Here is a 17449-nt window from a genome sequence, read left to right on the forward strand (position 1 = left end):
GTTTGTTGAGCTAATTTTAATTTAATGGGGTTGGCAAGGTGTCGGGGTAATTGGAATTGGGTTAATGGGAATTTCTATGATAAACTCTGTGCCTTTTCCTAAGACAGAGTTACAGGTAAGAACGCCGTGATGTTTTTCGACAATAATTTGATAGCTAATGGATAATCCTAAGCCGGTGCCGGCGCCGACTGGTTTGGTGGTAAAGAAAGGGTTAAAAATGCGTTCTTTTAGTTCGTCGCTCATACCTCCTCCGTTGTCGGCAATGTGGATGACTGCTGATGGGGGAGTCGAGGGATTTTCGCTGTTTAATGGTAATTTGACTTCTGTGGTGATTTGAAGGGTGGGTAGGAAGTTGGAAGAGAGTTTGATTTTTTCTTCTAAAGCATCAATGGCATTGGAAACAATGTTCATAAAAACTTGATTTAACTGCCCTGGATAGCATTGAATGAGGGGTAAGTTGGCATAGTTTTTGATGATTGGGATGGCTTTTCGGTTTTGCTGTTCTTTGAGCCGGTGTTGCAAGATCATTAAGGTACTGTCGATACCGGAATGAATGTCTGCTTCTTTCATTTCGGCTTCGTCGAGACGGGAGAAGTTTCGCAGAGACAAGACAATTTCTTTGATGCGGTTTGCGCCTTCTTGCATGGATCTGAGCAACTCCATAAAATCATCTTTAATAAACTCAAAATCAACGGCTGCCATTTCTTCTGAAATTTCTTCGGGTGGCGTAGGAAAGTGCTTTTGATAAAGCCCAATAATCCTCAGCAAATCTTCAGTATAGGAAGTGGCAGGGAGAATGTTACCATAGATAAAATTAACGGGGTTATTAATTTCGTGAGCCACCCCAGCCACCAACTGACCTAAACCAGCCATTTTTTCTTGTTGTACGAGTTGAGATTGGGCATTTTTTAACTTATTGAGGGTAATTTCTAATTCTTCTGCTTTTAATCGTTCTCGCGTTTCCGACTCCCGCAGTGCTAACTCTGCTAATTTGCGCTCGATCAGTTCATTTTGAGCTTGTTCAAAAAGGGTTGATTGCTGGATAGCGATGGCTAGTTGGACGCTAATTTCTTTGAGACATTCAATTTCAAAAGATTGCCAAGGGCGCTCGCTACGGCAGTGATGAGCAATGAGCAAACCCCATAGGTTATTGCCTTCTAAAATGGGAATGACGAGGTTAGCTTTTATCTGTAGACTCTGCAATAATTTAATATGGCAGGGATTTAAATTGCTGTTTTCTACATCTTCTACGGCTCTCTGGCGGCCTTTTTGATAGAGGGGAATGTAAGTGTTAATAAAGCAATTATCTTGAATATCCCTGCCTTGAATAGGCATAAAATCTTCACTGACGGATTCAACAATGACGGTGCCACTCCAATCGGGTTGAAACCGATAAATAACTGTTCTGTCAGTTAATAAAAATTGCCTCACTTCTTTGACGGCTTTTGTTAATACTTCTTCCAAATGGAGAGAGGAGCGAATCCGCTCAAGAATTTCGGCAACGATACGGGTACGTTTTAATTGCTGACGCAAGGCTTCTTCTACGCCTTTGCGAGCGGTAATATCCATTGCGGTACCAAATAGCTTGATGGTTTGACCGCTATTATTTTTAATTGCTTGACCTTTAGAATGGATGTCTTTAATTCCTCCCGAAGAAAGAACTATTCTTAAATCATCGTCATAAGGAGCACCGAAATTAATTGCGTTTTGTACAGAGTTGATAAATTTGTCTCTATCTTCGGGGTATATTTGCTCAACAATTTCTTCAAATGAGGGAATTACGCCGTGTGGGCGTTCGTAAATTTCAAACAGTTCGTCTGACCAATTAATGTGGCCGGTTTGAATATCAAAGTCCCAGACACCAATATGGGCTACTTTTTGGGCCTCTTGTAACTGTTCGGCTAATTTGAGGGCCGATTCTTCGGCGGCTTTTCGTTGCGTAATATCTGTAGTAATTGCTACTAATCCTATCAGATTACCAAGTTCGTCTTTCATGGCATTAGCGCGAATTAATGTGGCAATTTTTCTGCCGGTTCGAGATATTTGTTCTACTTCTCCCTCCCAAGATTTTCCTTTCTGAATAGTTGTTAATATTTCCTGAGCGATTTCTGGCTGGGTAAAGGCTATTTGCATCCCACCGGCAGCGTTAAATTCTTCGGTTGTTTCATATTCATATAATTTATTAAATGCTTGGTTTTGGTAGTAATTATGGCCGTTAAAATCTGACATTGCCACAGCATCGCTAGTATTTTCGACAACAAGCTTAAATTTATTTAGTTCTTCTTCTGCTTGTTTACGAGATGTGATGTCACGCGCCACTGCATAAATTAATTGCTCTTCTACAAAAGCAACCGATCTCCATGATAACCATTTATAAGAGCCATCTTTACAAAGATAGCGGTTTTCAAAACTCAAACTCAAAAGTCCTGTGTTTAGTTTTGCTACTTCCTTAAGGGTGTCTTGCAGGTCGTCTGGATGAATGAAATCTAAAAAGGGTTTGCCGATGAGTTCTGCTTCTGTATAGCCGAGAGTTTCTAACCAAGCTGGATTTAAGTGTTTGAAATATCCGTCTATTCCAGCGATACAAAGCAAGTCTAAAGAAAGGGTAAAGAATCGTCCAAAAGAGCGGTTTTTTTCGTGGTTTTCTTGCAATGATTTCGCCAAGCGGTGGCGCTCTATTGCATAGTTTAAGGAGCGATTTAGGAGAGAACTGTCAATTTTACCCTTTATTAAGTAATCTTGAGCTCCGACTTGGATTGACTGGAGCGCTAGTTCTTCATTACTGTTATTGCCTAATACAACAATCGGGCTATTAGAAATAAATTCTTGCAATCGAACGAGGGTGTCGAATCCAAAACTGTCTGGCAGGGAGAGATCGAGTAAAATTAAATTAAAGTTCTCTTTTTGTAAAACTGCTATGGCTTCCCCTAATCTTTGAACCCAAGTTAAGGCAATTTTATTGGGGTGGGGGATTTCTTGTAATAATTCTTTTATCAATTCTGCGTCTTGTGCGTTGTCTTCAATGAGGAGGATTTTCACATCGGTAGTGAGTTGAGTTAAGGTAGCGGCTGATTGCATATTGTTCTGAGTAATTCAATAAAGTGGATAATGGCACAGGCTCTCAGCTATGACATAAAGACATTTGGTCTTATTAAACGCTGGAGACTGCCTCAAATCAGCACCTTTTTCGGTTTTATTTGGTTGTTTTTTGTAGCTTACTATTTAACACAATAACACGAGTTATCAAAAAATCTCTGACTAGAGAAAAATTTTTTAATATATTTTTTTCGTGTCTCCTGCTAACAATTATGGTAAGAGCCTTCGTATTTTTAATTTCTATTTGTCGTCTTAAGCGAGTACAAGGTTAAAGGGTTGCCCTCTCTTTGGGCTGGTTTTTTGATTTTGTTTTACTAGACGCTTGTTCGGGCAGTTTTTTATAAGGTTTTTTTCAAATTCTTTATCATAAAAGTAAAATTATGTCAAGGAGTGGGTAAAAATTCCAGTTGAGCCGGCCAGGAGAAAAGCTTACCTCTCTATAAAGTGTGAATAAGATTTTTGATATCTATTTGTTTTTAAAATTGCAATACTTTAGCTTGAAGAATTTTTTGGGCAATTTCAAGAAAATAAAGAAGATAAACCGGCATTCCTTGAGAGGGATAAATTGTAGTATTCCCCAAAAATGCCGGGAAGTTTTAACCAAAATATAGCGGTTAGTTTTGCTGTAGTTTACAAATTGCTTTGAAAACTTGCAAAATCTCAAAAGGTTCGGGTTCCATTAAGTTTAAAAATGGCAAAAGTTGGTAAATCGGCCTTTCTTGACGTTGAATGTAAACAAATTGATAAAGTTGTCCGTTGGTGCATAAACCCCAGACGGAAGCTTGCCGATCTAAACTTTTATAAGCATAGGTAAGTAATTGTGCTAAACCCGCCGAGGGTGCAATATCGCTGTTTTTTGCTTCCACAATCAATATCCAAAAGGGGATATTATTGCTGGTGAGAATGCTTTTGTTGACGGCCAGAATATCAAGCCGGCCGGTTATATTCGTATCTTCATCTACAATATTGACGGGGGCAATATTTTCTTCGAGGCTAATTTTTAGGGGAGAACGATAAAAGCCGGCTAGTCGCAATAAGGGGAAAATTGTTAGAGCTTTTACCATTCCTTCTAAAACTTTTCCTTCGATGAGGTAGTTATCAAAATCATCGCGTATTTGCAGTATTTCTTGCTGTTCAAATTCGCTGAGCGATTCGAGGGAGAGTGAAGGAGTGAAAGAGGCTAAATATTGGCGTTGAAAGCCTAAAAGCCGGTGGACTTCATCGAGGGTAATTTCTTTGGCGTTTAGAAGTGTCATATTTTTAGATCGACGGGGGATAATTTTTATTATAAGAATCATCTCACCGGCCATCAAAATAGCCATTGCATATTGAAAATTTTACTCAAAATTAATAATTTTTCAGATGCTTAAGTGCGCCAAGGTACTAACCTATGGCAAAACTAAACAGTGTCCAATCAGCCACAAATTTTGCACAACTCTCAACTAATTTTTAATTTTTAAATTTTTCAAAAGCCTTTAAAAGCGGACGATGGGACTCGAACCCACGACGTTCAGCTTGGGAAGCTGACATTCTACCACTGAATTACATCCGCATCAAGTGTGTTATTAACCAATTTTAACTGAAAAGTAAACAACCGGCAAACTCACACTTGAATCATCATAAACCAAACCGGCCCCCAACGTCTACCCCCCTACTGAACCTTTGGCTTATAAAACCTCACCAAAAGCGAACGTTTACCCCAACCCCGCAACCAACGCCAGCGAGAACTTTTCGGCAAATGCAATAACCAACGCTGAAAATTATCCACATAAGTGTACAACACCGGCACCACCACCAAAGTCAACAGCGTAGACGTGGTAAACCCACCAATCACCGCCACCGCCATCGGTGCCCGCGTCTGAGAACCGGCACCCAACCCCATCGCTATCGGAATCATCCCCGCAATCGTTGAAATTGACGTCATCATAATCGGACGCAAACGCGAAACCCCCGACTCAATCAAAGCCTTAAACTGCGGCATTCCCTCCTCTTGATTTGCCAGCGCACAATCAACAAGAATAATCGCATTTTTTGTTACCAAACCCATCAACAAAACAATCCCAATCAACGCAAACAAACCCAACTCCGTCTGCGTTACCAACAATGCAATCAACGCCCCGCCAATCGATAACGGCAGAGAAACTAAAATCGTAAACGGAACCAAAAAACTGTTGTACAACAACACCAAAATTGCATAAATACACAACACCGCCAAACCCAACGCCCCAATAAACCGGCTAAAAATATCCTGCATGATTTTTGCATCCCCCTCGGAACGTTCCTTTACATCCGCAGGTAAATTTTTCAAAGCCGGTAAAACCTTCACCTTTTCCAAAGCCTGCCCTAAAGAAGCCCCCTGCAAATTGCCATCCACAATCACCTGACGTGAACGATCATAACGGTCAATTGTAGCCGGCCCACTTCCCAAAGTAATCTCCGCCACCGCCGAAAGTGGTACCAAAGTATTACGAGAACTTGGAATCTGCAAATTTCTAATGGCCTGCAAATCATCTCGAAATTTCTCAGCCAACTTTACCCGAATTGGAATTTGCCGATCTGGCAAATCAAACTTCGCCAAACTCGCCTCATTATCCCCAATTGTTGCCAGCGAAGCCGTGCGAGCAATTGCATTTACCGTCACCCCCAAATCAGCCGCCCGCGCCGGATCTGGCTTAATTAAAATCTCTGGTTTTACCAAAGAAGCACTCGAAGAAACTTCTACCAAACCATCAATTTCTCTCATCTGACGTTCCAACGCATCCGACGCCTGCCTCAACGCCACCGGATTTTCACTTGTTAACAAAATCGTTAAATCTTTCCGACTTCCCGCCGCCCCACTGCCGGCAAAACTAATTCTCGCGCCCGGAATATTTTGGAACTTCAGCCGCATTTCTTTCTCAAACTCTTGCTGGCTTATCTTCCGTTCCTCCCTCGGCGTTAAATTCACAGAAATTGAAGCCGTATTGTTAGCATTTCCGCCACTTCCGCCCGTCGTTGCCAGCACATTTTTTACCACCGGACTTTGCCGCAAAACCTCTATTGTTTGCTGCACAACTTTATCTGTATCTGCCAAAGTTGACCCTGGTGGTAACTCCACTGACAACGTACTTAACGCTATATCCCCATTACTAAATAACCCTTTGGGAATCATCGGCACTAATTGCAAAGATCCAATGAAAAAGGCGATTGATATTAATATAGTTGTGATTCGATGCCGCAAACACCAACTTAAAAGACTGCGATAAGGATTAATATTTGCAAATGGATTCGCTGTTAAAAATGGCAGCCGGAAACCACCACCTTCTTTTTTTGGCTTCATCAAAACCGCGCACAACATCGGGGTCATTGTCCGCGCCACAAAGGTTGAAAATAAGGTGGAAACTGCCACCGTTACCCCGAAGGGTTGGAAAAATTGCCCCGGTATGCCCCCCATAAATGCCACCGGCATAAACACCGCCACAATAGTTGCACATCCCGACAACGCAGCTAACCCAATTTCCTCAGAAGAATCTAACGCAGCTTGGCGCGGTTTTTTGCCCAGTGCCAAGTGCTGATCCATGTTTTCAATTTCTACCACGCTGTCATCAACTAAGTTGCCAACTGTTAACGCCAGCGCCAATAATGTCATGCCATTAAGCGTATAACCCAACAATTGCATTACCCAATATGTTGGCAAAATACTCAGCGGTAATGCAATGGCGGCGATAACTGTTGCTCGCCAATCTCTTAAAAAGAATAAAATTGTTAACATCGCCATCCATGATGCCTCCCACAAAGCATCTGTAGAGGCTTCATAGGATTCTGTAATATTCGTGGCGCGAGTCACAATTAACTCTAATTTGATATCTTGGGGTAAGGTTTTTTCGAGTTGTTCAACGGCTTTTCTTACCCCTTCTTCTACTGTTACTAAGGTGCTGCCGGTGCTACGAAATACTGAAAAGGCAACCACTTCTTTTGCTTTTGAAGGGGATTCTGTGGTTGTTTCTTCTGCACCTTTACCGACAATAAACCGGCTGACTTGACGCGCTTCGCCGCGAGTATCTTTGACTTCGGCAATACTTCCCAAGGTAACCGCTGAATTATTGGGTAAAACTATTCGATATTCTTTTAATGTTTCGACACTTTCCGCACTGCCTAATGTGCGAATTGTTTGCTGCCGGCCACCGGCATCTGTTCTTCCCCCTGGTAAGTTAATATTAAAAGCCCGAATTTGATCATTAACTTGAGTAGCTGTAATTCCCAAAGCTTGTAAGCGATCTGGGTTTAATTCGACGGTTATTTCTCGGTCAAAACCACCGGCCCGCTGTACTTGTGCTACCCCCGGAACTGCTAATAAAGCGCGGCTAATTTGCCTGTCTACAATATCGCTTAATTCTTCTGGTGAGCGGGAATTAGAAGTTACGGCATAGGTCATAATTGACCCACCGGCAAATTCTAATCTTTTAACAATTGGATCGTTAATATCTGCCGGTAAAGTTTGGCGAATTTGAGCAACCGCATTTCGTACATCGTTGGTAGCGCGGTCGCTATTTGTTCCCAAGACAAAGTTAATGGTTGTGGTGGAAGTGCCATCGCTGACTTTTGAGTTCAGTTGGTCAATGTTTCCTAAACCGGCCACTGCATCTTCTATTTTTTTGGTAACTTGTGATTCTAATTCTGTGGGGCCGGCGCCCGGTTGAGTTACGGTGATACTAACGGCTGGAATATCGATATTAGGGTTGGCATCTATCCCCAATTGCTGAAATGAACTAAATCCTACAAACGACAAGATTAAAAATAATACCAGTGTGGGCACCGGCCTTTTTATTGACCACGCAGATAAGTTAAATGACATATTGGTTAATTGGTAGTTTGTCATTGGTCATTTGTCATTTGTCATTGGTCATTTGTCATTGGTCATTGGTCATTTGTCATTTGTTTTTTTGTTTACGAATGACCAAGGACAAAGGAATAAGGACGATTGTCATTTTTTTCTTTACAAAGGACAAAGGACAAAGGACAAAGGACAAAGGAAGATTTACAATTGTGCGTCGGGGACTGGTTGCGGGGGTTCTATTACTTTAACTTTATCCCCGTCTTTGAGATAACCGGCACCGTCAACTACAACTTTTTGACCGGGGGTTAAGCCGGTTTTAATTTCGATTTTGGCGTTTGATAAATCTTTAAGGGAACCTTCAATAATTTCTCCTTTTTCAACTTTTTGAGATTTAACGGTGTTATCCGGTTGCAAAACGTACACCATTGCGCTGCCGTCGGTTTGGGGTAATATCGCTTTTGCCGGCACTGTTAATCCCATTGCCGTGCTAGTGGTGATACTGGATCTTAAAAACATTCCTGGTTTTAATAAATCGCTGGCCGGTAAGTCAATTTCGACGGTGGCTTCGCGGCTTTTGGGGTCAATTGTGGGGGCGATTTCTCGCACGGTTCCTTGTACTTTGATGCGGCTATCGGCATCGGAGCTTATGTTTACAATACTGCCTATTTTTATTTGTGGAAGTTGGGTTTCTGGGACTTTGGCTTGCAGTTCTAATTGGCCATTTCGGATGATTGTAAACAGTCTTTGATTGCCTCCTGTTACATCGCCAACGCGGGCTATTCTTTCGGCTATTTTGCCCGCAGCGGGGGCGCGAACGAGGGTTTGTTCAATTTGGGTTTCTTGCCTGTCTACACCGGCTTGGCTGCTTCTGACTTCGGCTTGGGCGCTTTCTACCCCTGCACCGGCGCTTTCTAATTTAGCTTGGGCGCTTTCGACGTTGGCGATGGCGCTTTGAATTTTAGCTTCTGCCCCTTGGATGTTGGCTTCGGCCACTCGCACGGCTTCAGCGGCAGTATCGGCGGCGGTGCGGCGTTTGTCGAGTTCGATTTGGCTGATCGCGCCGGTATTAGCCAGTTGTTGATAGCGCTCACGTTCGCTTTGAGCTTGGGCGAGGTCGGCTTTGGCTTTGGCCAGGTTTGCTTGGGCTTGGGCCAGGCCGGCGTCTGCTTCTGAGCGAGCAGCCTTTGCCTGAGCAAGACCGGCCTCTGCTTGAGAAATTGCCGCTTGCCGGTCAGAAACGCCGGCTTTAGCTGATTCTACTTGGGCTTTGGCTTGGTCGATTTGCGTTTGTAAGACGGAGTTATCAAGGATGGCTAAGACTTGACCGGCCTCAACGTAGTCGCCCTCATCGACATAGACTTCTTTGATTTGCAGGCCGGTGGCTTTGGGTAAGATGGGGAGAAGATCGTAGGCGGCGACGGTGCCGGTGGTTTCTAGGCTGCGGGCCACTGGGCCGGTTTCTACCTTAGCAATGCTGACAGCTTGACCTGCTTTTGGTTCGGTACTGGTGAGTTGGGCCGGTGGTGCTTGTGTGGCGGGCCGGCTGGCGACGTTGGGTAAAAATCTTGTTGCGCCAATGGTAACGGCGATACCAATAGCCAATCCTATAAATAAACCGCGATTACCAGAAAGCAAGCCTTTTTGTGGTTCATCAGGCTCAATGCTTCCGGCTGTTGGGTTTGGTTGGTTTACTTCTATGTTTTCTGGTGTCTGGGCCAGTGGTTTTTCCACCGGCTCAGACTGCTCTACTGGCTCTGATTCTGAGAAAGCTTCGTAAGCCACCCTACTCCCTCCCGCTTATTCTGGATTGTGATTGGGAATCACAAAGAAATGTTGCAATTTATTTCTTTATTTTAATATAACAAGGCAGTAAGAGGGTGAGTTTTGCCCAGAGTTTTAGGAGGTTAAGAGCTAAAAAAGGCCCCAACTATGCTACTGTAGGGTCAATTCGTCCTCAAAATGAGGGGCCACATACCCCCGATTGGATTGTACCCATTGGAAGACGGATTAAATTATAAAATAATTTTTTGAAAACAATAATTTTGAAGTGAGCACAACTTTCTATGTGAATATTTAAGCGCGGGTGCACCCCAAATTCTAATCCCGAACAATTGTAACAATGCTAGGGATGAAAACAGCCAGAGCGATTGGCAAATTTTGCTGATAGCCTTCGCCAAAAAGCGATAGGTTTGAGCATAAATCTAACTAAACCTAACTCAGTATAGCGCGAGTTTCTAATATGTTTAATGCGACCGAACTTTTAATTGATACATTTGTAGATAATCTTCGGGATGGATACCGCCGGACTTATGGCGGTTATAAGCCAGATTATGAAGATATCATTGCCTGGGCCGGTGGTATGGCTTTAGAAAATATTGCTAACAGTGATGCTCTTTATCATAATGTCGAGCATACAATTTTAGTGGCTTTGGTTGGCCAAGAACTTTTACGGGGTAAGCACATCCGTGAGGGGGGAGTTTCTTGTGAGGATTGGCTGCATTTTATTATTTCTTTGGTGTGCCATGATATCGGTTATGTGAAGGGAGTTTGCCGGTCAGATAAAGATGGAATGTATTCCACCGGCCAAAATGGAAAGATGGTTTGTTTACCGCCTGGATCTTCGGATGCGGGGTTAACTCCCTATCATGTTGATCGAGCAAAATTGTTTATTGATGAGCGTTTTGGTGGTCATAGATTGATTGATGCAGAAGTAATTAAACGCAATATTGAGTTAACTCGTTTTCCCGTACCGACAAAAGAAGACCACCAAGATACTGTTAATTATCCGGGGTTGGTAAGAGCGGCGGATTTAATTGGTCAATTGAGTGATCCACGATATTTGAAAAAAATCAGTGCCTTGTTTTACGAATTTGAAGAAACCGGCACCAATAAATATCTTAACTATCGACATCCGGGGGATTTGCGAAAAAATTACCCGAAGTTTTACTGGAATGGGGTACACCCCTATGTCAAAGATGCTTTACATTATTTGTCTTTGACGCAACACGGTAAACAAATTATTGCCAATCTTTACTCAAATGTGTTTGTTGTGGAACACGAAAAAGCTCAAGAGGTGTAATGGGTGAGTGGGGAACAGGTGATGGGTATCGCAGGCGAGACAGATGCGCCACTAATGACTAATGACCAATGACAAATGACTAATGACAAATGAAAGAAATTTTTACCCCTTTACAAACATTATTAATTACTTGGTTGCTGATTTTTTTAGCAGCTTGGGCGAGTTTAGCGGCAGTTAGTTATGTCGGCGAGTTGTTGAGTATTTTGATTACGGCGGGGTTGATTGCCTTTTTGCTAAATTTTGCGGTGGCAAGATTGCAAAAGTTTATACCTCGCGGGTTGGCGGCGGCTTTGGTATATTTAATTGCTGGGTTAATTCTGGTGATTATTGCTTTGACTGTGGTGCCGCCGGTGTTTAATCAAGGCCGACAATTGGTGGCTAATTTACCGTCGCTTGTGGAGTCGGCGAGGGAGCAATTAGCAAATTTTCAGACGTGGAGTGTGGAGCGAAATTTGCCTTTTGACGTCCGAATTTTAGGCCAGCAATTACTGTCTCGACTTCAGGCGCAAGTGGAGGCGATAGCCGCGAAAGGTGTGGGGTTGGTTGTGGGCACGGTGAATTGGTTTTTGGATTTTATTTTGATTGTGGTGATATCTTTTTATATGCTGCTGGATGGGGAGAGGGTTTGGGGAAATTTTACGAGTATTTTTACTTTCAAAATTAGAAATGGTTTAACAGAATCTTTGCAGCGCAATCTTCAGCGGTTTGTTTTTGGTCAATTGCTGCTGGGATTGTTTATGGCGGTATCTTTAACGGTGGCTTTTTTGGTGTTACGAGTGCCCTTTTTCTTGTTGTTTGCTGTGTTTATTGGGTTGTTGGAAATTATTCCCTTTGTGGGGGCGACTCTGGGAATTGGCACAGTGACGGTAATTGTTTCTTTTATTGATTGGTGGTTGGCTTTGCAGGTGTTAGCTGTGTCGGTGGCGTTGCAGCAGGTGAAGGATAATTTGATTTCGCCGCGTATTATGGGAAATTTAACCGGCCTGTCTCCGGTGATTATTTTTACTTCTCTGCTCTTGGGGGCTAAGATAGGAGGGCTGCTGGGTGTAATTTTGGCGATTCCTCTGACGGGTGTGCTCAAAAGTGTGGCGGAAATTGTTATTGATCCAACTTTACCGCCGCAAACTGGCTCGTTTTTCCAAAATCCTTTTGATGATGAGCAAGAACCGCACTTTGTGGAGGCGAGTTCTAGTCAGGAAACAGCTAAGAGTTCTCAATCTAAAATTTCCAGCCCTTAAGAATAATTGCCTTGAAAAACTCCCAAAAGCTCTGAATTCAAAAATCCAAAACCTAAAAACTAACATCTAAAATTGCTATGAAGTGGTGGCAAAAGCTTAAAAAAAATCCTCTGGCTCGCTTGGGTGCGGGGTTGTTGTTGTTATTTTATTTGGTGGTGATTGCGGCGGATTTTGTGGCACCTTATGATCCCTATGATTCTCAGCCGGATGGCTCTTTGCTTCCGCCAACTCGGATTTATTGGGCAACAGAAACGGGGCAGTTTATTGGGCCTCATGTTTATCCGACGACTCAGGGGCCAACGGATATAAATACTGGTGATCGCAAGTTGTTGGAAGACCGCCAAAAACCGGCACCTGTGCGTTTGTTTGTGAAGGGAGCTAAATATCAGATTTTTGGTTTAATTCCTCTTGATATTCATTTGTTTGGCACGGTGGGTGATGGGAAGTTGAATATTTTGGGGACTGATGAGCAAGCGCGAGACCAGTTTAGCCGGTTGGTTCATGGGGGGAGAATTAGTTTGTTTATTGGGTTGGTGGGGATTGTGATTTCTTTTCCTCTGGGGTTGTTGGTGGGGGGAATTTCTGGTTATTTTGGGGGCTGGATTGATGCGTTTTTGATGCGGTTGGTTGAGGTTTTGATGACGATTCCGGGGATTTATTTGTTGGTGGCTTTGGCGGCGGTTTTACCTGCCGGTTTGAGTAGTGCTCAAAAGTTTTTTTTGATTGTTTTGATTACTTCTTTTATTAGTTGGTCTGGTTTGGCGCGGGTGATTCGGGGTGAAGTTTTGTCGATTAAGGAACGGGAATTTGTGCAGGCGGCGCTTTCTATGGGGGCAAATCCGTTTTATATTATTGTGCGTCATGTTTTGCCGCAAACTGCTAGTTATGTGATTATTTCTGCGACGCTGGCGGTGCCTGGTTTTATTGTGGCGGAGTCGGTTTTGAGTTTGATTGGTTTGGGGATTCAGCAGCCTGATCCTTCTTGGGGAAATATGCTTTCTTTGGCGACGAATGCTTCGATTTTGGTGTTGCAGCCTTGGTTGGTTTGGCCACCGGCTATTCTAATTATTTTGACAGTTTTGGCGTTTAATTTGTTGGGCGATGGTTTGCGAGATGCGCTTGATCCAAGGAGTTTACAAAGGTAGGTTAATTGAGGATTAAAAATAAAAAGCCCGTGCTGGGTGGCACGGGGCGCAAATGGGTTTTGGGTTTTTTCTTTGATTTCATTTTGGCAATCTTTTGGGGGTGCGGGGTTGGTGTTTGTGACGGCTTGTTAAATGTCACAATCAGCGGCTAGTTTTGAGGGGGAAATTATGAAGGTTTAATGTGGTTTGTATAAAGATTGTGTAAAGTTGCCTGGTTGGGGGGTGACACCCCTCTTGATTTTGTTAAACTAGGGGGTGTAAAAGATGCACCCTGATGGCAACGCCCCGTATGGGCGTTTTTTTTTGGCTATTCGACGGGGTGCTGGCCATAGAAGGGGAGAGCTTCGGCCCAGGTGGGGTTTTGGCCTTGTTGCCAGTCTTGGTAGGCGAGTTGGAGGAGGCTGGTGACGGATCTGGCGGTGTGGGTGTCTGCGAAGATGAGGTGGTAGGGATTGGCCCAGTGTGTGAGGGTGTGTTGCCACTGTTCGAGATTGTAGAGGCTGTCTGGTAAGAGGGTGAGAATGCCTGTTCCTTTTGGGGAGGTTTTATAGATAGATCCGAATATTTGACCTCGCTGGGCGGGCATTTGGACGGCGATGTCGGTGCCTTCGGGGATGGCGGGGTTGTTGAGTTTTTGTTGGTAGGCGATGGCGGCGGTGGTGGAGATGGCAAAGAGGGGGATGTTGAGTTGTTGGGCGAGGGTGCGGGCGGTGACGATGCCGATGCGGGTGCCGGTGAAGCTGCCTGGGCCTTTGGCGACGGCTAGGAAGGCTAGGTCTTGCCAGGTTTGGGGTTTGATAAATTCTGCGAGTAGCTGATGCAGTTGGGTGGAAAGATCGCGCCCTAAATCCCAAGTTTGAGCGCGATTAATTTCTGCAAAATTGTTGATGGCAAGTCCGAGTTCGGGGCTGGTGGTATGAAGGGCAAGGCCGTATTTTGTGGCGTTTAATGACATTAGGTTTGATGGGATTTGAAATTTTACAACTTGGGGTTTATGGGGCTTTGATGCTGTAGGTATAAATTGAAAAGAGGGTTTGAATAAATAATACTTTTTTTCGTTCTTTTCTATATTTGCCGACGGCTGAGACTCCGCTACCTAATGCGGTGAGAATGACTAATCCCCAACCGAGGGGGCCGGCAAGAATGATTCCCCAGTTTCTAAATTGCTGGATTCCTATGGCGGTGGCTAAGATTGGTATTAAAAAGCCTTGAGATAATCTTTCGATGATGATTTTTCTCACTACTGGCTCGGCGGCTGAGCGCAGGCCGGTGGCTCCTCCTCCCAGCAATGCTTTGATTTTAGCAGGGGTTAACTGATTTTTGGCGATTTTGACATTTTGTTTTTCTGCTTCTTCTACGACTTTTTCAGAGAAGGTTGTTTTTTCTTTTTCGCTCATGCTTTCAAATAATATCTCCAAAATTTCTTTGGCTATAATTTCGAGTTGGGCTTGTTTTTGGGTATTTTCTGGGATTTGATGGAGGGTTTCTAGTTGGCCTATAACTCGTTCTTTTTTTTCTTCCCATTCTTGGGGTACGTCCATTTGCTCGACGATTTGAATGGTGTGTTTTTGCCAAACTGATAAAATTTGTTTTTCGGTGACGGCGGCTTTTTCTAGTTCTAATATGGTAAATTTTCTCAGGGTTTCATAAATTTTTTCTGTGACTTCTTGGCCGGTCATTGCATCTACATCGATTCGGAAAAGTAGATTTTTGCCGGGGAGGGCGCTGGCTATGGCTTGTTTGACGATAAATTGCTTTTGGTCTAAGTTTAATGCGTCTATTGAGGCGTATAAAACATCGGGTAATCTGGCAAAGTCTTGTCGAATTTCGCGGATTGATTGATAGCGTTCAGCAGAAGAACGCTCGATCATTTTATCTAAAAGAAAGGCGAGTTCTCGGATGATGGTATTTTGGCCTAATGTTTCTTGCCAAATCCAAGTTTTTTTGCTTTTATCGTAGAGTTTGATGGGTGAGATGCCGGTGAGGAGGTGTATGCAGGTGAGCCCTAAACTATATATATCGCTGGCATTGGTGGTTTGTCCTCTGGTTTGTTCGGGGGCTGTATATGGGGGAGTGCCGATGCGGCTTCCGGGGCGAAATTTTGCGGTTTTATAGGCGAGTTGGGCGCATCCAAAGCCGGTTAAAATGTGTTTTCCTTCGGGTGTGTTGATGATGTTTTCTGGGGTGATATCTGAGTGGAGAATGTTTTGGCTGTGGGCGAATTCTAAGACGGGTAATACTTCTGCTAGAAGGTTTCGGATTTGGGTTTGGTTATAGGGGCCGGTTTTGTTTAAAGTTTTGGCTATGCTTTGTCCGTCTATATATTCTTTTACCCAGGTGGGGTATTGTTCTTTTGGGAAAAAGGCCAACATTTTTGGGGTTTTTGGGTGTTTATTAAGCAGTTCTAAATTGGCTGCTTCTTGGGTAAAGATTTCGGCAATTTCTAGCTTAATTTTGCTGATGGGGACGTTGGTTCCCAGGGGTAAAAATTGCTCGATTACGCATTTTGGTTTTGTGGGTTGGTGTTCGTCAATGGCTAAAAATCTTCGGCTAGTGCTGTTTTGGCTGAGAATTTTTAGGGCTCGGTAGCGGTTGCCTAATAGGAGGCTTCTGCCACAAGCTTTACAAAATTTTGCTGGGGCTATATTTTCGGGTTTTTGGCAGATAGGATGGAGGCAATATGTCATTTGGCAAGATGTATTGGACAAGATGTAGATGATATTTTTATTTTAGATTTCCATAAGAAAAATAGCAATTTTCGTTTCAAGGGCTAGTTTTTTTTGATTGGAAATGCGATTGCTGTGGATGACAGACGGCTTAAATATAATAAGATGGAAAGTTTTAATTTAAAAAGGGTTTGAGTTGCCAAATTTTGATGATTCCATCAGCACTGCCACTGATGAGGAGGGTTCCATTGCTGTTGTAAGCAAGCGTTTGTACTGCTGCGGTGGGATCGATGGTATGTTGAATTTCTTTGAGGATGGGTTTTTTTGTTTGCACGTCCCAAAGGGCTATTTTTCCGTTGGGAAAGCCGGTGGCGAGAATTTTTCCGTTGGGGGTGAGGGCGATGGCGGTGATGTTTGTGGGTTTATAGTCGAGTGGGTTTTTGAAGTCGATGTTGGTTTCGGTGCCGGTGTCGAGATTCCACAGCATGAGAAGATCGGAGGTTGTACCGGCTAACATTTTTCCGTCGGAACTAATGCTGAGAGATTTGATGCCTTTTTGGAATTTTTCGCTGTCTTTTATTGTGCGTTCTATTTCGCCGGTTTCATAGTCCCAAATTTTAATTAAGCTGTCATCGCTGCTAACGAGAGTGTTGCCATCGGCGCTTAGGGTTGCTGCGTTGATTGAGGATAAATATTGCCCGCTTTGGTTTTTGTCTATGAGGGTGCGATCCAGTTTGCCGGCGCTTAAATCCCAAATGAATAAAAAGCCGTCTTCGCTGCCACTAATTAAGCTTTTTCCATCGGGTGTAAATAATAGGGCGTTGACATCCATTGTATGCCCAGCAACGGAGGCAAGGCGTTTACCGCCAATAATATCCCACAGTTCAATTGCGCCATCCCACCGGCCTATTGCTAACATTTTTCCATTGGGATGTATGGCGAGTGAATCAATGTTTGTGTTGACTTTTAGGCTTTGCAAGAGTTGGCCGTTTGCTATGTTCCAAATGTTGACATTATCGCTGGCTCCAATGGCTCTTTGTCCATCGGGGGTGATGATCACTTCATCTATTTTGCTGAACCCGGAAAAGGTTTGCAGGAGTTGTATGTTAGCTGAGTTTTGTTCGCTGTTGCTTGTTTTGGCGGTGGCAACTGGCGAGTTTTGTATTTTGTTTGTTTGTTCATTTGTGCAGCCGGCTGTTGCAATGAGAATGGCTGTGATTAAGCTATAGGTTTGTTTTTTTAGAGACATATCAGGATGTTTGGCCGGCCCGCTTTGCTTTATTTTTTTCCCAAAAACGCCTTTTTTCTCAATTACGTTTTAATTGAGGGTTTGACTGGATGGCGGCTTTTTGAGCGTTTGTTTACCGCCTGATTTTATCAAACCTTTGGAAATTTAAGCAATGTTTTTT

At 43.5% G+C, this 17449-nt stretch carries 10 protein-coding genes and 1 tRNA gene; 3 read left to right on the forward strand and 8 right to left on the reverse strand.

From position 1 onward, the window contains the following. Positions 1 to 21: 21 nt before the first annotated feature. From NG798_RS18730 to NG798_RS18750, 5 genes are all read right to left on the reverse strand, one after another. Entirely contained in the window at positions 22 to 3078 is a 3057-nt protein-coding gene (locus tag NG798_RS18730; protein ID WP_261225227.1) for a PAS domain S-box protein, read from the reverse strand. Between the two features lie 632 nt (positions 3079 to 3710). Further along, positions 3711 to 4352, reverse strand: a complete 642-nt coding sequence (locus tag NG798_RS18735; protein ID WP_261225228.1) for a restriction endonuclease subunit R — start codon at positions 4350 to 4352, stop codon at positions 3711 to 3713. A 224-nt stretch (positions 4353 to 4576) separates the two neighbouring features. Next, positions 4577 to 4648, reverse strand: a tRNA-Gly gene (locus NG798_RS18740). 99 nt (positions 4649 to 4747) lie between these two features. Further along, complete coding sequence (locus NG798_RS18745) at positions 4748 to 7954, reverse strand: efflux RND transporter permease subunit (RefSeq protein WP_375338980.1); 3207 nt, start codon at positions 7952 to 7954, stop codon at positions 4748 to 4750. Between the two features lie 159 nt (positions 7955 to 8113). Then, entirely contained in the window at positions 8114 to 9694 is a 1581-nt protein-coding gene (locus NG798_RS18750) for an efflux RND transporter periplasmic adaptor subunit (protein WP_261225229.1), read from the reverse strand. A gap of 457 nt (positions 9695 to 10151) precedes the next feature. Between NG798_RS18750 and NG798_RS18755 the strand changes: the two genes are divergently transcribed. From NG798_RS18755 to NG798_RS18765, 3 genes are all read left to right on the forward strand, one after another. Next, positions 10152 to 10991: an Npun_R2479 family HD domain-containing metalloprotein gene (locus NG798_RS18755; protein ID WP_261225230.1), complete on the forward strand. Its 840-nt coding sequence runs from the start codon at positions 10152 to 10154 to the stop codon at positions 10989 to 10991. Positions 10992 to 11080: 89 nt separating this feature from the next. Next, positions 11081 to 12229, forward strand: coding sequence for an AI-2E family transporter (locus NG798_RS18760; protein WP_261225231.1), 1149 nt, complete (start codon positions 11081 to 11083; stop codon positions 12227 to 12229). Between the two features lie 77 nt (positions 12230 to 12306). Further along, positions 12307 to 13374: an ABC transporter permease gene (locus tag NG798_RS18765; protein ID WP_261225232.1), complete on the forward strand. Its 1068-nt coding sequence runs from the start codon at positions 12307 to 12309 to the stop codon at positions 13372 to 13374. A 307-nt stretch (positions 13375 to 13681) separates the two neighbouring features. Here the strand turns inward: NG798_RS18765 and tsaB are convergent, their stop codons facing one another. The 3 genes from tsaB to NG798_RS18780 form a co-directional block, all read right to left on the reverse strand. Further along, on the reverse strand, positions 13682 to 14329 hold the full coding sequence (gene tsaB, locus NG798_RS18770) for a tRNA (adenosine(37)-N6)-threonylcarbamoyltransferase complex dimerization subunit type 1 TsaB (RefSeq protein WP_261225233.1): 648 nt from the start codon (positions 14327 to 14329) through the stop codon (positions 13682 to 13684). Between the two features lie 37 nt (positions 14330 to 14366). Then, complete coding sequence (locus NG798_RS18775; RefSeq protein ID WP_261225234.1) at positions 14367 to 16061, reverse strand: serine/threonine-protein kinase; 1695 nt, start codon at positions 16059 to 16061, stop codon at positions 14367 to 14369. Between the two features lie 154 nt (positions 16062 to 16215). Beyond that, complete coding sequence (locus NG798_RS18780; protein ID WP_261225235.1) at positions 16216 to 17289, reverse strand: WD40 repeat domain-containing protein; 1074 nt, start codon at positions 17287 to 17289, stop codon at positions 16216 to 16218. Positions 17290 to 17449 lie beyond the last annotated feature (160 nt).

It is taken from the genome of Ancylothrix sp. D3o (genome assembly GCF_025370775.1).
Classification (GTDB): domain Bacteria; phylum Cyanobacteriota; class Cyanobacteriia; order Cyanobacteriales; family Oscillatoriaceae; genus Ancylothrix.